This is a genomic window from Methylobacterium currus (genome assembly GCF_003058325.1).
GTDB lineage: Bacteria > Pseudomonadota > Alphaproteobacteria > Rhizobiales > Beijerinckiaceae > Methylobacterium > Methylobacterium currus.
The window spans coordinates 946,423-961,982 of the sequence record NZ_CP028843.1 but is presented as its reverse complement, the minus strand read 5'-3'; the positions used below and the strand labels follow the sequence as shown (position 1 = coordinate 961,982).

General features: G+C 72.3%; 12 protein-coding genes. 5 read left to right on the top strand and 7 right to left on the bottom strand.

Going from position 1 to position 15,560, the window contains the following annotated elements; genetic code table 11:
* Nucleotides 1-192: 192 nt before the first annotated feature.
* Nucleotides 193-2,292 (bottom strand): methyl-accepting chemotaxis protein, encoded by a 2,100-nt coding sequence (locus tag DA075_RS04380; RefSeq protein ID WP_164712205.1) that lies wholly within the window; start codon nt 2,290-2,292, stop codon nt 193-195.
* Between the two features lie 222 nt (nt 2,293-2,514).
* Here DA075_RS04380 and DA075_RS04375 point away from each other — a divergent pair, with 222 nt between their 5' ends.
* Nucleotides 2,515-4,377: a tetratricopeptide repeat protein gene (locus DA075_RS04375; RefSeq protein ID WP_174800057.1), complete on the top strand. Its 1,863-nt coding sequence runs from the start codon at nt 2,515-2,517 to the stop codon at nt 4,375-4,377.
* A 134-nt stretch (nt 4,378-4,511) separates the two neighbouring features.
* On the top strand, nt 4,512-5,399 hold the full coding sequence (locus tag DA075_RS04370; RefSeq protein WP_099952174.1) for a 4-(cytidine 5'-diphospho)-2-C-methyl-D-erythritol kinase: 888 nt from the start codon (nt 4,512-4,514) through the stop codon (nt 5,397-5,399).
* Between the two features lie 220 nt (nt 5,400-5,619).
* Here DA075_RS04370 and DA075_RS04365 read toward each other — a convergent pair whose 3' ends face one another.
* Nucleotides 5,620-6,648 (bottom strand): polyprenyl synthetase family protein, encoded by a 1,029-nt coding sequence (locus DA075_RS04365; protein ID WP_099952173.1) that lies wholly within the window; start codon nt 6,646-6,648, stop codon nt 5,620-5,622.
* Between the two features lie 205 nt (nt 6,649-6,853).
* Between DA075_RS04365 and DA075_RS04360 the strand changes: the two genes are divergently transcribed.
* Together DA075_RS04360 and DA075_RS04355 are read left to right on the top strand one after the other, a co-directional pair.
* Nucleotides 6,854-7,096, top strand: coding sequence for a putative signal transducing protein (locus tag DA075_RS04360; protein ID WP_099952172.1), 243 nt, complete (start codon nt 6,854-6,856; stop codon nt 7,094-7,096).
* Nucleotides 7,093-7,857, top strand: a complete 765-nt coding sequence (locus DA075_RS04355) for a tRNA1(Val) (adenine(37)-N6)-methyltransferase (protein ID WP_099952171.1) — start codon at nt 7,093-7,095, stop codon at nt 7,855-7,857. The genes DA075_RS04360 and DA075_RS04355 overlap by 4 nt, the downstream gene beginning before the upstream one ends.
* 4 nt (nt 7,858-7,861) lie before the next feature.
* On the opposite strand, the gene dprA is transcribed toward DA075_RS04355, so the two are convergent.
* The 5 genes from dprA to DA075_RS04330 all read right to left on the bottom strand — a co-directional run bounded on the left by dprA (nt 7,862) and on the right by DA075_RS04330 (nt 12,593).
* The gene (gene dprA / locus DA075_RS04350) at nt 7,862-9,052 is read right to left on the bottom strand and encodes a DNA-processing protein DprA (RefSeq protein WP_099952170.1); all 1,191 of its coding nucleotides are present in this window, start codon (nt 9,050-9,052) and stop codon (nt 7,862-7,864) included.
* Between the two features lie 56 nt (nt 9,053-9,108).
* Nucleotides 9,109-9,708, bottom strand: coding sequence for a glycerol-3-phosphate 1-O-acyltransferase PlsY (plsY, locus tag DA075_RS04345; RefSeq protein ID WP_099952169.1), 600 nt, complete (start codon nt 9,706-9,708; stop codon nt 9,109-9,111).
* Nucleotides 9,708-11,003 carry a dihydroorotase gene (locus DA075_RS04340; protein WP_099952168.1) on the bottom strand — a complete coding sequence of 432 codons (1,296 nt, stop codon included), beginning with the start codon at nt 11,001-11,003 and terminating at the stop codon, nt 9,708-9,710. The genes plsY and DA075_RS04340 overlap by 1 nt, the downstream gene beginning before the upstream one ends.
* Entirely contained in the window at nt 11,000-11,407 is a 408-nt protein-coding gene (locus DA075_RS04335) for an endonuclease domain-containing protein (protein ID WP_244936500.1), read from the bottom strand. The genes DA075_RS04340 and DA075_RS04335 overlap by 4 nt, the downstream gene beginning before the upstream one ends.
* Nucleotides 11,408-11,645: 238 nt before the next feature.
* Nucleotides 11,646-12,593 carry an aspartate carbamoyltransferase catalytic subunit gene (locus DA075_RS04330; RefSeq protein ID WP_099952166.1) on the bottom strand — a complete coding sequence of 316 codons (948 nt, stop codon included), beginning with the start codon at nt 12,591-12,593 and terminating at the stop codon, nt 11,646-11,648.
* 188 nt (nt 12,594-12,781) lie between these two features.
* On the opposite strand from DA075_RS04330, the gene topA reads away from it, so the two are divergent.
* Nucleotides 12,782-15,535, top strand: a complete 2,754-nt coding sequence (gene topA, locus DA075_RS04325; RefSeq protein ID WP_099952165.1) for a type I DNA topoisomerase — start codon at nt 12,782-12,784, stop codon at nt 15,533-15,535.
* Nucleotides 15,536-15,560 lie beyond the last annotated feature (25 nt).

Genomic DNA, 15,560 nt, shown 5'->3' with positions numbered 1-15,560 from the left:
CCTCGATCCCGCACCTGATCCGGCTCGCCGTCGGCCGTGCCGCTTCTCCCGAATGCCTGCCTCCCCCCGTGCCCGATGCTGGGGTTCGGGACCGGGGCGCTCCCCGCGCGTCGCACCCGGCGAGCACCCGGAGCCGATGCGGCGAGGCCGAAGCCCGTCGAATCGGGAAGCCTCAGGCTCGGGAATCGCCGCTCACGCCGCCCGCACGGTGGTGAGGAACCGCCCCACCTCCCCCCGCAGGTGCTCGGATTGGCGCGACAGCTCGCTCGCCGCCGACAGCACCTGGCTGGCCGCCGCGCCCGTCTCGTCGGCCGCGCCCGCGACCCGCACGACGCTGCCCGTCACCTCGTCGGTGCCCTTGGCGGCCTCCGAGACATTGCGGACGATCTCATGGGTCGCCGCGCCCTGCTCCTCGACCGCCGCCGCGATGGCGGTCGAGGCGGTGCTGATCTCGCCGATCTGCCCGGCGATGCCGCCGATCGCCGCGACGGCCTGCTCGGTCGAGCCCTGGATGCGGGTGATCTGGTCGGCGATCTCGGCGGTGGCGCGGGCGGTCTGGCCGGCGAGCTCCTTGACCTCGGCGGCGACGACCGCGAAGCCGCGGCCCGCCGCCCCGGCGCGCGCCGCCTCGATCGTGGCGTTGAGCGCCAGGAGGTTGGTCTGGTCGGCGATCGACGAGATCAGGCCGAGCACGTCGCCGATCGTCGCCGCGCCCTGGCGCAGTTCCTGGACGAGGCGGGCCGTCTCGCCCGCGGAATCCGCGGCGGCCCGGGCCATCTCGGCGGAGCAGCCGACCCGCCGGCCGATCTCGTGCACCGAGGCGCCGAGCTGGTCGGCCGCCGCCGCGACGGTCGCGACGTTCGACGAGGCCTCCTCGGCGGCGGCGGCGACGCTGGTGCTCTGCTGGGCCGTGCGGCCGGCGATGTCGCTCATGCCGCGGGCGGTGGCCTCCATCTCGGCCGCCGCGGCGGTCACCGCGGCGAGGACGCCGCCGACCGAGCCCTCGAACCGGTCGGCGAGCTCGCGCAGGGCCGCGCGGCGCTGCGCCTCGGCCCCGGCCCGGGCGGCCGCCGCCTCCTGCTCCAGGGCGGCCGCGCGGGCGAGGCCGTCGCGCAAGCGCACCATCGCCGTCGCCATCGCGCCGATCTCGCTGCGGGACGAGGCCGCCGGCACCGCGACCGTGAGGTCGCCGGCGGTGAGGCGGCGCATCGCCTCGATCATCCGGGCGAGGGGCCCGGTCACGCCGCGCACCAGCATGAGCGCGCCGCCGCCCACCGCCGCGCAGGCCCCGACGAGGATCGCCAGCGAGACGAGGAGCCAGGTCTCGCTCGCCCGGCTCTCCGCCGCCACGATCGCGCCGAGCGAGGCGGTGGCGGCTGCCCGCGCCTGGGCGATGCCGGCGATCACGTGGCTGGCCTGGCGGAACCACTCCTCGGCGGCGATCGGGTAGGGCTCGCGCGCGGCGCCGGCCCGGAGCACCGCGGCGCGGGTCGCCTCGAACGCCTCGACCCGGCGGGAGGCCGCCGCCAGCGCGTCCCGGAACTCCGTCGCGAGGGCCGGCCCGGAGGCGCGGGCTTGAGCGAGCGCGGCGTCGACGCGCCCGGAGAGGGCTGCGACGGCACGGACCTGATCCACCGCCAGCCCCTGGCGCCCGGCGATCGCGGCGTTGAGCCGCCCGCGCTCGCGCCCGGCGAACTCGCCCGCGTCCCACAGGGCCCGCTTGATGTCGAGGCCGTGATGGATCGCTCCCGGCACCGAGCCAGTGATGCCGGCCCGCACCGCGTCGAACAGGGCCTGCTCGCGGGCGATCACCGCGGTCGCGGCCGGGAACCAGGCGGCCGCCAGATCGGGATCGGGCGTGCCGGCGAGGACGTTGTCCACCCGCTGGCGCAGGGCCGCGAGATCCCGGCGCGCCTCGGCGAGGGCCGCCGTCGCCGTCGACACCGCGTCGTCGCGCCGCAGATTCTCCAGGGCCGCGGCGAGCTGACGGTCTCCCTCCTCGCGCAAGCGTGCCAGGGCCGGGTGCTCCGCAGCCGCCGGCAGCTTGGCGAGCCAGCCATTGGTCAGGCCCCGCTCGGCCGCCAGCGACGCCGCGGCGGCATCGAGACCGTCGGTCACCCGGTTGGCCTCCGCCGCCCGCCGCATGATGTCGGCCCGGTTCCAGGCGTCAGTGACCTGATAGCCGGCGAGCCAGACCAGCAGGCAGCCGATCAGACCCAGAATAAGGAATATTTGTCTACGCAGCGACATGTCGGGCAGCTCGGAAAAAAATCTTGAGCGATCGTCCTGCATCGTCGGTGTCATCGCTTAAGATTGATGTTACAGGACGCATCGTTAATGTTCTCACGGTTATCCGCCGCTCCGGAATGGCGCCCGGCGGGTTCCGGCCGGGCCGTAGCCCCCGACACATCGCCGCCGCCGTTTGGTCTTGCCGCTGCCCCGCGCAGGGTCCAATGTCGCGCCGATTTCGCGTGCCGGCTCCGCGGCCGGCGCGATCACGGAGCCACGAGTTTGGTGCTCAAGACCCGAATCCCCGCCCCCCGCCGCGGAGTTGCGCGCGCTGCGCTGGCCCTCCTCCTCGCCGCCTCGACGGCGCCGGCCCTCGCGGCCCGGCTGCCGGCGCGGGAGATCGCGGCCCCGCAGGCCTACGAGCCGGCGGATTCGCTGGAGGGCAATTTCCTCGCCGCGTACATCGCCGGCGCCTCCCGCGACACCGCCGCCGCCGCCACCTATTACCGCGAGGCGGTGAAGGGCGACCCCCGCAACGCCGAGCTCCTCGAACGCTCCTTCGTGGCGCTCCTCGCCGACGGCTCCCTGCCGGAGGCTTTTCGCGCGGCCGAGCGCCTGACGGCGCGGGACGGGGCCAACGGCCTCGCCCAGCTCGCCCTCGGGGTGCAGAAGATCAAGGCGAAGCAATTCGCCGCGGCGCGCCAGAACCTGCAGCGCGGCGGCAAGGGCGCGGCCGCCGACCTGACCTCGACGCTGCTGACCGCCTGGTCCTACGCCGGGGCCGGTGAGGGCAAGAAGGCGCTCGAGACGATCAACAAGCTCAAGGGCGAGCGCTACTACAACGTCTTCCGCGACTACCATGCGGGGCTGATCGCCTCGCTCGTCGGCGACAAGGTCGAGGCCGAGCGGCGGCTCAAATCGGCCTACGATGCCGACCGCAACACGCTGCGCATCGTCGATGCCTATGGGCGGTTCGAGGCGGAATCCGGCCGGCCCGACCTCGCGGTGGCGGCCTACCAGGAATTCGACAACGTCCTGCCGCGCCACCCGATCGTGCGCGACGCCCTCGACAAGCTGAAGGCCGGCAAGCCGCTGACCCCGCTGATCGGCTCGGCCCAGGAGGGCGCCGCCGAGGTGCTCTACGGCCTCGGCTCGGCCGGGACCTCGCAGGGCGACGAGCTGCCCGCGGTGGTGTATCTGCGCCTCGCCCTCTCCCTCGCCCCCGAGCACTCGCTGGCGCTGCTGACCCTTGCCGACACGCTGGAGCGGATGAAGGCGCCCGATCGGGCGAACGAGGTCTTCGCCCGCATGCCGGCGACGTCGCCGCTCAAGCTCAATGCCGACATCCAGATCGGCCTCAACCTCGAGCAGATGGGCAAGGGCGAGGAGGCGCTCGCCCATCTCGACCAGGTCGCCAAGACCTATCCCAACGACATCGACGTGATCTCGGCGCTCGGCAACGTCCAGCGCTCGCGCAAGAAATACGCCGAGTCGGCCCAGACCTACACACGGGCGATCGACCTGATCGGCGACCAGCCGGCGCGCAACTACTGGACCCTGTACTACTTCCGCGGCACGTCCTACGAGCGGGCCAAGGAATGGCCGAAGGCCGAGGCCGACCTGAAGAAGGCCCTCGACCTCGTGCCGGCGACGCAGCCCAACGGCCGCGCCCAGGTGCTGAACTACCTCGCCTATTCCTGGGTCGACCAGAACCTCAACATCGACGAGGCGTTCCGCATGCTCAAGCAGGCGGTCGACCTCCAGCCGCGCGACGGCATGATCATCGACAGCCTCGGCTGGGCCTATTACCGCCTCGGCCGCTGGGACGACGCGGTACGCGAACTCGAGAAGGCGATCGAGCTGAAGCCCGGCGACCCGACCATCAACGACCACCTGGGCGACGCCTATTGGCGCAGCGGCCGGCGGCTCGAGGGCAAGTTCCAGTGGCAGCACGCCAAGGACCTGAACCCCGAGCCGGAGGACCTGGCCAAGATCGAGGCCAAGCTGAAGGACGGGCTGCCGGAGCTGGAGAAGCCCGCCGCCACCGCCGAGAGCCAGCCCGCTCCGGCCCAGCCCGAGATGCCGAAGGGCGCCCCGGCCCCGTCCGAGCCGCCGGCGATGGGAACCGAGCAGAAGAGCGGGGGCTGAACGCCCCCTCCTCTCTCCCAGTCGAGACGATCATGCGGGCGCGGCGCCGGACAGGCGCCGCGCCCCTTGTCCATTCGAGCCTTGTCCGGTTGAGGCTTGCTCGGTTGAAACTTGCCCGTTCGAGAGACGTCGCCGTGCTTCCCCTCACCACCCGCGCGCCCGCCAAGATCAACCTGACCCTGCACGTCCTCGGCCGGCGCCCCGGCGACGGCTACCACGCCCTGGAGAGCCTGGTGGTCTTCGCAGGCGCGGGCGCCGGCGACCTCCTGACCCTCGAGCCGGGACCGGCGCTCGACCTCCTCGTCACCGGGCCGACCGCGGGGCCTGCGGGCCCGACCGACGACAACCTGGTGATGCGGGCGGCCCGCCACCTCGCCGCCGAGCTGCCGGATCTGAAGGCGGGACGGTTCCGCCTCGTGAAGCGCCTTCCCGTGGCGGCGGGGATCGGCGGCGGCTCGTCGGATGCGGCGGCGGCCCTGCGGCTGCTCGGCCGCCTCAACGGCCTTGCGCCCGATCATCCGGCCCTCACGGCGGCGGCGCGCCGCACCGGCGCCGACGTGCCGGTCTGCCTCGATCCCCGGGCCCGGATGATGCGCGGCGCCGGCGAGGCGGTCGGCCCGGCTCTGCCCTTGGCCCCGGTGCCGGCGGTGCTGATCAATCCCGGCGTGCCGGTCGAGACGGCACCGGTCTTCCGCGCCCTCGGGCTCAAGGTCGGCGAGGCGCATCCCCGTGCGGCGGAGACCCATCCGGAGATCGGCGCCACCGAGGATCTCGACGGGCTGATCGCCCGTATTGCGCCTGCCCGCAACGACCTCGAAGCTCCCGCCCTCACGGTCGCGCCGGTGATCGGCGACACGCTGGCGGCCCTGCGCGACCAGGCGGATTGCCGGCTCGCCCGGATGTCGGGCTCCGGCGCGACCGTGTTCGGGTTGTTCGGCCACCGCTCGGCAGCCGTGCGGGCGGCGCGGGCGATCGCGGCGGCCCAGCCGGGCTGGTGGGTGCGGGCGACCTTGTTACGCTGACCGCGGTGCGTGCGGGAGGCGAGGTCGGCCGGGAACGGGCCGGCGCGCGGGGATGCGAGCGTCGGCTGGGATCCCGTTCGAATGAGCCGACCGCATCCAGCCTCTCCGCGTCATCCCGGGTTCTCGCCTGCAACGAGTTCGGGGATGACGAACAGAGATGTCGGCCTGTGTGCCGGATGGATCCGACGAGACCGATCGAACAGGCTTCGAGACGGGCGCCTCAGCGCGCCCGAGCGATGCAGAAATCCACCGCTTCCAGCAGCGCCTGCTTCATCGGCGAGGCCGGGAACAGCGCCAGCGCGTCCTTGGCCATGGCGCCGTAATGGCGGGCGCGCTCGATCGTGTCCTCGAGGGCGCGGTGGCGGCGCATGATCGCGATCGCCGCGTCGAGGTCGTGGGGCTCCTCGATCTCCTGGCGCTCCAGGGTGCGGCGCCAGAACGTCCGTTCCTCGTCGCTGCCGCGGCGGAACGAGAGCACCACCGGCAGGGTGATCTTGCCCTCGCGAAAATCGTCGCCGACATTCTTGCCGAGATCGGCGCTGGTGCCGCCGTAATCGAGGGCGTCGTCGACGAGCTGGAAGGCGATGCCGAGATTCATGCCGTAGCTGCGGCAGGCGGCGATTTCGGCCTTCGACCGCTCGGCGATGACCGGGCCGACCTCGCAGGCGGCGGCGAACAACTCGGCGGTCTTCGCCCGGATCACCGCCAGGTACTCGTCCTCGGTGGTCTCGGTGCTGCGGGCGGCGGTGAGCTGCATCACCTCCCCCTCGGCGATCACCGAGGCGGCCGAGGAGAGAATGTCGAGGGCGCGCAGCGAGCCGACCTCGACCATCATCTTGAAGGCTTGGCCGAGCAGGAAGTCGCCGACGAGGACGCTGGCCTCGTTGCCCCACTTGATCCGGGCCGCGACCTTGCCGCGGCGCATGTCGCTCTCGTCGACGACGTCGTCGTGCAGGAGCGTCGCGGTGTGCATGAACTCGACGCTGGCGGCGAGCTTCACGTCGCCGTCGGCGGCCGGGTCGTAGCCCGCCAGGGCGGCGGTCGCGAGGGTCAGGATCGGGCGCAGGCGCTTGCCGCCCGAGGAGATCAGGTGATTGGCGACCTCCGGGATCATCGTCACGTCGGAGCCGGTGCGCGACAGGATCATCGCGTTGACGCGCTCCATCCCGCCCGCCACGAGCCCCACCAGGGCGTCGAGGCTGGCCTCCGGATCGGAAGGTCTGTCCTGAAGGGGAAGTACGACGCCCACGCCCGCGCGATCTCCTCGGAGGCGGCCCCGGAAGGCGGGGCTCCTCGATCTAGTCCCGCCCCCTTTGGCACGTGAGCGCCCCCGGCGGCAACACGCAAGCTGCCGCAAGGCCCTGAAGCCGCGGCCGCGGCCTGGGGATGCGGCGCACCCGGCACGCTTGTGTGGTATGGCCGCCGCGATCCGAGCAAGGACCGTGTGCCGCACCATGATCGAGCTGATCCGCACCAACGATCTCGTCCTGATCGGCTTCGCGGAATCCCTTCTCACCGGCGCCGAGATCCCGGTGCTGGTGGCCGACAACCACATCAGCGTGATGGAAGGGATGATCGGTGCCTTCCCGCGCCGGCTGCTGGTGCCGGAAGACCATGCGCGCCAGGCCCGGCGCATCCTCACCGATGCGGGCCTCGCGCACGAGCTGCGCGACCCGCGCGAGCCGGGTCGCCCATGAGCGGCGCGACCGACGCCCTGCCCCCCGCCGAATCCTGGCTCGGCGGGCGGCTCTCCCTGCGCCAGCCGCCGAGGGGCGCCCACCGGGCCGGGACCGACGCGGTGCTGCTCGCCTCTGCGGCCGCGGCGCAGGCCGGTGACGTCGTGTGCGATCTCGGTGCGGGGACCGGCGCGGTCGGGCTCGCGGTCGCCCGCGCCCACCCGGAGGCCCGGGTGATGCTGGTCGAGCGCGATCCGGAGGCCGCCCGCCTCGCCGGCCTCAATGCGGAGGAGAACGGGCTCGCCGCCCGCGTGCGGGTGATCGAGGCCGACGTGACGGCGCCGGGCCGCGAGCGCCGCGCCGCCGGACTCCTGCCCGATTCGGTCGACCTGCTCCTCACCAACCCGCCCTTCTTCGAGGCCGGCCGGCACCGCGCCTCGCCGGTGGCGGTCCGGGCCGCGGCGCACGGGTTTCCCGAGCCCGGCGGGCTGGAGGCCTGGCTGCGCACCTGCGCCGACCTGCTGCGCCCCGGCGGCCGGCTGGTGCTGATCCACCGGGCCGATGCGCTGCCCGCCTGCCTCGACGCGCTGGCGGGCCGGTTCGGTGCGCTCCAGGTCACGCCGGTCCAGCCGCGGACGGAGGCTCCGGCGATCCGCGTGCTGGTGGCGGGGGTGCGCGGCAGCCGGGCACCGTTCGCCCTGGCGCCGGCCCTGGTGCTGCACGGGCCGGACGGGCGGTTCACCGAGCGCGCGGAGGCGATGCACCGGGGCGAGACGCCCTGACGGATCACCGCAGCGACACCGTCCCGCTCGGATGCCGCCAGATCGTCCCGTCGAGCTCCAGCTCCATCAACAAGCCCTGGACGACCCGCGCCGAGACCCCGGCCTGCCGCGCCAGCGCATCGACCGGCACCGGCGACGGCCCGAGGAGCTCGAGAAGGATGGCCCTGTCGTCCCGTGGCGACGGCCGCGGAGGCGCCTCGTCGAGGGCGCTCTGGGCCGGCTCTGCCGCCATGGCAGTGACCGGCTCCTCGGCGGAAAAATCGATCTCGTCCCAGTAGAGCGCCGGCTCAGTCCGGTCCGCCGCATCCTCGGCCCCCGTCTCCGGCGCCGGCCCGCCGATCAGGGGCGCGAGCACCGCCATCACGTGCTCGGGGGCGGCGCAGAGCGTGGCGCCGTCGCGGATGAGGTCGTTGGTGCCCTCGGCCCGGGGATCGAGGGGCGAGCCCGGCACGGCGAAGACCTCGCGCCCCTGCTCCAGGGCGAAGCGGGCGGTGATGAGCGAGCCGGAGCGCCGCGCCGCCTCGACCACGACCGTGCCGAGGGACAGGCCGGAGATGATGCGGTTGCGGCGCGGGAAGTCGCGGCCCCGCGGCTCCCAGCCCATCGGCATCTCGGCGACGATCGCGCCGCCGGAATCGAGGATCCGCGCGACCAGATCCTCGTGCTCGGACGGGTAGATCCGGTCGTGCCCGCCGGCCAGCACCGCGACGGTGCCGCTCGGGAGCGCCGCCTTGTGGGCGCGGGCATCGATGCCGCGGGCCAGCCCCGAGACGATCACCAGCCCCTCGCCCCCCAGCGCGTGCGACAGGCGCTCGGTGAAGGTGAGGCCGGCGGCGGAGGCGTTGCGCGAACCGACGATGGCGATCGCCGGCCGCTTCAGGCAGGCGGCGTCGCCGCGGATCGCCAGGAGCGGCGGCGCGTCGGCGGTGGCCTGGAGCGGCAGCGGGTAGTCCGGCTCGCCCATCGCCACGAACCGGGCGCCGAGCCGGGCGGCCGCCGCGATCTCGCGCTCGGCCTCGGCCTTGGTGGTCACCCGGATCGGCTTGCCCCGGGCCTTGGCGAGGCCCGGCAGGGCCTTCAGCGCTGGCCCGGCGCCGCCGAAGCGGTTCACCAATCCCCGGAAGGTGCGCGGGCCGACGCCCTCCGAGCGGATCAGGCGGAGCCAGTCGAGGCGCTGCGCGTCGCTCAAGTTCACGACCCTCTCCCCCTCAAAGGCTCGTCAAACCTTGGGTGAGGGTCGGTGTGAGACCTTCAGCCCTTCTGCCCGATGCGCCCTTCCGTTCCCGCGGCGAGGCGGCGGATATTGGGCGCGTGCTTCCACCATAGCAGCAGGGCGAGGATGCAGAACAGCATCGCGAGCCGCCCCTGGCCGAAGGCCCACAGGGCGGCCGGGGTGGCGGCCGAGGCGGCCAGCGCCGAGGCCGACGAGTAGCGGAGCAGGAAGGCGAGGCCGAGCCAGACCACGGCGAAGACCAGCACCCCGAGGGGAAAAAGCCCGAGCAGCACGCCGATGAAGGTGGCTACGCCCTTGCCGCCCTTGAAGCCGAGCCAGACCGGGAAGAGGTGGCCGAGGAAGGCGCCGAGACCGGCGGCGAGCGCGGCCTCCGGCCCGCCGAACCGGGCCGCGACCAGCACCGCGGCGGTGCCTTTCAGCGCGTCGCCGAGCAGCGTGGCGGCGGCGAGCCCCTTGCGCCCGGTGCGCAGCACGTTGGTGGCGCCGATATTCCCTGAACCGATCGCCCGCACGTCGCCGAGGCCGGCGAAGCGGGTGAGGATCAGCCCGAAGGGAATCGCGCCGAAGATGTAGCCGACAGCGAGCCAGAGGGCGATCTGCGTCCAGTCCGGCGCCATCAGCGCGACTCCTCGATGCGGTGGACGATGCGGCCGGCGACCATAGTGAGGGCAGCCTGTCCCTGCAGCCGGGCCTCGTCGAAGGGCGAGTTCTTCGAGCGCGACTTCAGCTGGCGCTTGTCGAGGACATACGGAGCGTCCGGATCGATCAGCACCAGGTCGGCCGGGGCGCCGGGGCCGAGGCGCCCGGTCTCGCGGCCGAGCACCCGCGAGGGCGCCGCCGAGAGGGCGGAAAGCAGCCGCGGCAGTGCGATGTCGCCCGCATGCACGAGGCGCAGGGCGGCGGCGAGCAGGGTCTCGATCCCGAGCGCCCCGTCGGCAGCCTCGGCGAAGGGCAGTCGCTTGGTCTCGACGTCCTGCGGGTTGTGGTCGGACACGATCACGTCGATCACGCCCTCGTTGAGCGCCGCCACCACGGCCTGGCGGTCCTGTTCGGTGCGCAAGGGCGGCGAGAGCTTGCAGAAGGTGCGGTAGTGGCCGATGTCGTTCTCGTTCAGCACCAGGTTGTTGACCGAGACGCCGCAGGTCACCGGCAAGCCGGCCTCCTTGGCCCGCCGCACGATCTCGACCGAGTCGGCGCAGGAGATCATCGCTGCGTGGTAGCGCCCGCCGGTCAGGCGCACGAGGCGGATGTCGCGTTCGAGCAGGATCGTCTCGGCCTCCCGCGGGATGCCGTGCAGGCCGAGCCGCGAGGCCATCTCGCCCTCGTTCATGACGCCGTCGCCGACGAGCGTCGGCTCCTCGACATGCTGCATCAGCAGCACGCCGAAGTCGCGGGCATAGGTGAGCGCCCGGCGCATCACCTGGGCGTTGGTGACGGCCTTGAGCCCGTCCGTGAAGGCGACCGCTCCCGCCTCGGTGAGCAGGCCGAACTCGGTCATCACCTGGCCGGCGAGGCCCTTGGTGATGGCGGCGGCGGGCAGCACATGGATGCTGGCGGTGTCCCGCGCCCGGCGCAGCACGAAGTCGACGATCGCCGGCTCGTCGATCAGCGGGTTGGTGTCGGGCATGCACACGAGCGTGGTCACGCCGCCGGCGGCCGCCGCGGCGCTGGCGCTCGCCAGGGTCTCGCGGTGCTCGGCCCCCGGCTCGCCGACGAAGGCGCGAAGATCCACGAGGCCGGCGGTGAGCACCTGCCCGCCGCACTCGATCACCTCGGCGCCCTCGGGCACGGAGGCGGGTTTGCCCCAATGGACGTCGGCGATCGACCGGTCGCGGACGAGCACCGCGCCCGGTCCCTCGCGGCCGGAGGCGGGATCGATCAGGTGGGCGTTGGTGAGGAGGATTGCGTTCATGCGATGCGGTCTGCGTTCGGCGGAAGCGGTGTAGTGCGGCGCTCGACCGCGGCGAGCGCAGCGTCGAGCGTGCGCTGGGGGGGGCCGAGGAAAGCGTCGTTCGAGAACCGCATGATTTCGAAAGTCTGGCTTCGGAGCCAGGCGTCCCGGGTCGCGTCACGCCTGCGACGTTCGACGGTGTCGTGCGGCTCGCCGTCGAGTTCGACAATCAGGCGGGCTGAGGGGCAGAGCAAATCGACGATGTAGGGGGTGATAGGGACCTGCCGCTTGAACGTGTGCCCGGAGAGGCGGCCCGCACGGACTTGGCTCCAGAATAGCGCTTCGGCACGGGTCGCGAGGGAGCGCTGATCCTTGGCAAAGTCTCTGAGGCGCCCGGAGGCTGGATTTCGCTTTTCATGCTCCACCCGCCCCTCCTCAAGCTCACGCCCCTGACCCCTCCCCGCTCTGCGGGGGAGGGTGCCCCGCGGATGCGGGGCGGGAGAGGGGAACCACGTTTCCGGATAAAGCGGAACCGTTCTGACGGGCACCATATTCGGCACCGTCGCGCTGCCCCTCTCCCGGCTCACTCCGTTCGCCACCCTCCCCCGCAGAGGGGGGAGAGTTCAGGGCGTGGTGCCCTTCACCAAAGTCATGCGTTTCGATTCACGCGTTCGGCAGGTGCGTGGCCAGCGCCTCCAGCACCGCCATCCGCACCGCGACGCCCATCTCGACCTGCTCCTTGATCAGCGACTGCGCCCCGTCGGCGACCTCGGACGAGATCTCGACGCCGCGGTTCATCGGGCCCGGATGCATCACGAGCGCGTCGGGCCTGGCGTGGCGCAGCTTGTCGCCGTCGAGGCCGAAATAGCGGAAGTATTCCTTCACGGAAGGCACGAAGGAGCCGTTCATCCGCTCGCGCTGGAGGCGCAGCATCATCACGATGTCGACATCCTTCAGGCCCGCCCGCATGTCGGTGAACACCTCGACGCCGAAGCGGGGAAGGCCGGGCGGCAGCAGGGTCGAGGGGCCGATCACCCGTACCCGGGCGCCGAGCGCCTGGAGCAGGATGATGTTCGAGCGCGCCACCCGCGAATGCAGGACATCGCCGCAGATCGCGACGGTGAGCCCCTCGACCCGGCCCTTGTTGCGCCGGATGGTCAGCGCATCGAGGAGCGCCTGGGTCGGGTGCTCGTGGGCGCCGTCGCCGGCATTCACCACCGAGCAATCGACCTTGCGGGCGAGGAGATGCACCGCTCCCGCCTGGTGGTGGCGCACCACGATGATGTCGGGGCGCATCGCGTTGAGTGTCGCGGCGGTGTCGATCAGGGTCTCGCCCTTCTTCACCGACGAGGAGGCCACCGACATGTTCATCACGTCGGCGCCGAGGCGCTTGCCGGCCAGCTCGAACGAGGACTGGGTCCGCGTCGAGGGCTCGAAGAACAGGTTGATCTGGGTCCGCCCGCGCAAGGTGGTGCGCTTCTTCTCGACCTGGCGGCTGATCTCGACGGCCTCGTCGGCACGGTCGAGGAGCGCCGCGATATCGAGGGGCGAGAGGCCCTCGATGCCGAGGAGGTGGCGGTGCGGGAAGCCGGGGGGTGCCTGGGTGCTCATCCTGAGACGAGCGCTATAGGAGCCGTGCGGGCCGCCCGCAAGGACGGCCTTCGACCATAGGCGGTATTTGACAACCGCCGCGTCATCACCCACTTGTCCGCTTCGCCGCGCGAAAACCCGTGCCGGCCGCCCCGCACAAGTTGAAGCCCGATCTGCCGCGGTGTGCTCTTCGAAGAGGCAGCCCGTCCATGAAAGTCGTCGTCGTCGAGTCGCCTGCGAAAGCCAAGACGATCAATAAATACCTCGGCAGCGACTACGAGGTGTTGGCCTCGTTCGGGCATATCCGGGATCTTCCGGCGAAAGACGGCTCGGTCGACCCCGAGCAGGACTTCCATATGCTGTGGGAGCTGGAGGATCGCGGGGCGAAGCGCGTCGCCGAGATTGCGAAAGCCGTGAAGGGCGCCGACACGCTGATCCTGGCGACCGACCCGGACCGCGAGGGGGAGGCGATCTCCTGGCACGTGCTGGAGGCGCTGCAGGCCAAGAAGGTGCTCAAGGACGTCGCGGTCGAGCGCGTCACCTTCAACGCCATCACCAAGGACGCGGTCGAGACCGCGATGGCCCAGCCGCGGGCGATCGACCAGGCCCTCGTCGATGCCTACCTGGCGCGCCGGGCGCTGGACTACCTCGTCGGCTTCAACCTCTCGCCGGTCCTGTGGCGCAAGCTCCCGGGCGCCCGCTCGGCGGGGCGCGTGCAGTCGGTGGCGCTCCGCCTCGTCTGCGACCGCGAGCGCGAGATCGAGACCTTCAAGCCGCGGGAATACTGGTCGATCGTCGCGACGCTCAAGACCGCGAGCGGGGCCGTGTTCGAGGCCCGGCTGGTCGGCGCCGACGGCAAGCGGATCCAGCGCCTCGACGTCGGCACGGCGGAGGAGGCGGAAGGCTTCCGGCGCGACCTGGAGCTCGCCACCTTCACGGTCGCCTCGGTCGAGGCCAAGCCCGCCAAGCGCCACCCGCAGCCGCCCTTCACCACCTCGACCCTGCAGCAGGAGGCCTCGCGCAAGCTCGGCCTCGCGCCGGCCCAGACCATGCGGGTGGCGCAGCGCCTCTACGAAGGCGTCGACATCGCCGGCGAGACCGTCGGCCTCATCACCTACATGCGGACCGACGGCGTCGACATGGCGCCCGAGGCCGTCGCCCAGGCGCGTCAGGTGATCGGCGCCGAGTATGGCGACGCCTACGTGCCGGGGGCTCCCCGCAAGTACAGCGTCAAGGCCAAGAACGCCCAGGAAGCCCACGAGGCAGTGCGCCCGACCGATCTCGCCCGGCTGCCGAAGGAGGTCGCCCGCTTCCTCGAGCCCGAGCAGGCCAGGCTCTACGAGCTGATCTGGACCCGCACGGTGGCGAGCCAGATGGAATCGGCGGAGCTGGAGCGCACCACGGTCGAGATCGCCGCCCAGGTCGGCCCCCGCCGCATCGACCTGCGCGCCACCGGCCAGGTGGTGAAGTTCGACGGCTTCCTCACCCTCTACCAGGAGGGCAAGGACGACGAGGAGGACGAGGAATCCCGCCGCCTGCCGCCGATGCGCCAGGGCGACGGGCTCGCCCGCGAGCGCATCGCCGCGACCCAGCACTTCACCGAGCCGCCGCCGCGCTACTCCGAGGCGAGCCTGGTCAAGCGGATGGAGGAGCTCGGCATCGGCCGGCCCTCGACCTACGCCGCCGTGCTCCAGGTCCTGCGCGACCGTGAATACGTCAAGATCGACAAGAAGCGGCTGGTGCCGGAGGACAAGGGCCGGATCGTCACCGGCTTCCTCGAGAGCTTCTTCCGCCGCTACGTCGAGTACGACTTCACCGCCGACCTGGAGACGCAGCTCGACCGGGTCTCGAACGCCGAGATCGACTGGCGCGCGGTCTTGCGCGACTTCTGGCGCGATTTTTCGGCGGCGATCGCCGGGACCAAGGAGCTGCGCACGGCCGAGGTGCTGGAAGCCCTGAACGGGCTTCTGGCCGAGCACATCTTCCCGGCCAAGGCCGACGGCTCGAACCCCCGCGCCTGCCCGAACTGCGCCAGCGGCCAGCTCTCGCTCAAGCTCGGCAAGTTCGGTGCCTTCGTCGGCTGCTCGAACTATCCGGAGTGCAAGTACACCCGCCAGCTCAACGCCACCGGCCTCGACGGCGACGGCGAGGGGGCCGGCGAGGGCGGCCAGCCCGGCGTGCGGGTGCTCGGCGACGATCCCGAGACCGGCTTAGCCGTGACTCTTCGCGATGGCCGCTTCGGCCCCTTCGTCCAGCTCGGCGAGGCCTCGGCCGAGAAGGGCGCGGAGAAGCCGAAGCGCTCCTCCCTGCCCAAGGGTCTGTCGCCCTCGGCGGTCGATCTCGAAAAGGCCTTGAAGCTCCTCTCGCTGCCGCGCGAGGTGGCCCGCCACCCGGAGACCGGCGAGCCGATCCTCGCCAATATCGGCCGCTACGGTCCCTACGTTCAGCACGGCAAGACCTACGCCAATCTCGGCAAGGACGACGACGTGCTGGAGGTCGGCGCCAACCGCGCCATCGACCTGATCGTCCAGAAGGAGCAGGGCGGCGGGCGCCCGGCGCAGGATCCCGGCCGGCTGATCGGTACGGCGCCCGACAGCGGCAAGCCCGTCACCGTCAAGGCCGGCCGCTACGGGCCCTACGTCACCGACGGCGAGATCAACGCCACCCTGCCGAAGGGGGCTTCCGCCGAGGCCGTGACCCTCGACGAGGCCCTGCGCCTGATCGCGGCCCGCCGCGAGGCCGGGGGTGGGACGAAGAAGAAGGCCGGGGCGCGCAAGGCACCGGCCAAGTCGGCCGCCGGTAAGGCGAAGGCGGCGGCCAAGGATGCGGCGGGCGACGAGTCTGCCGAGGCGAAGCCGAAGCCTGCGGCGCGCAAGGCCCCCGCCAAGGGCGCCGCCGCGAAGCCGCCAGCCAAGAAGGCCCCGGCGAAGAAGCCGGCGGCGAAGAGCGCGGCCGGCGAGTAGGGCGCGACGGCCGAGTGCGAACCCT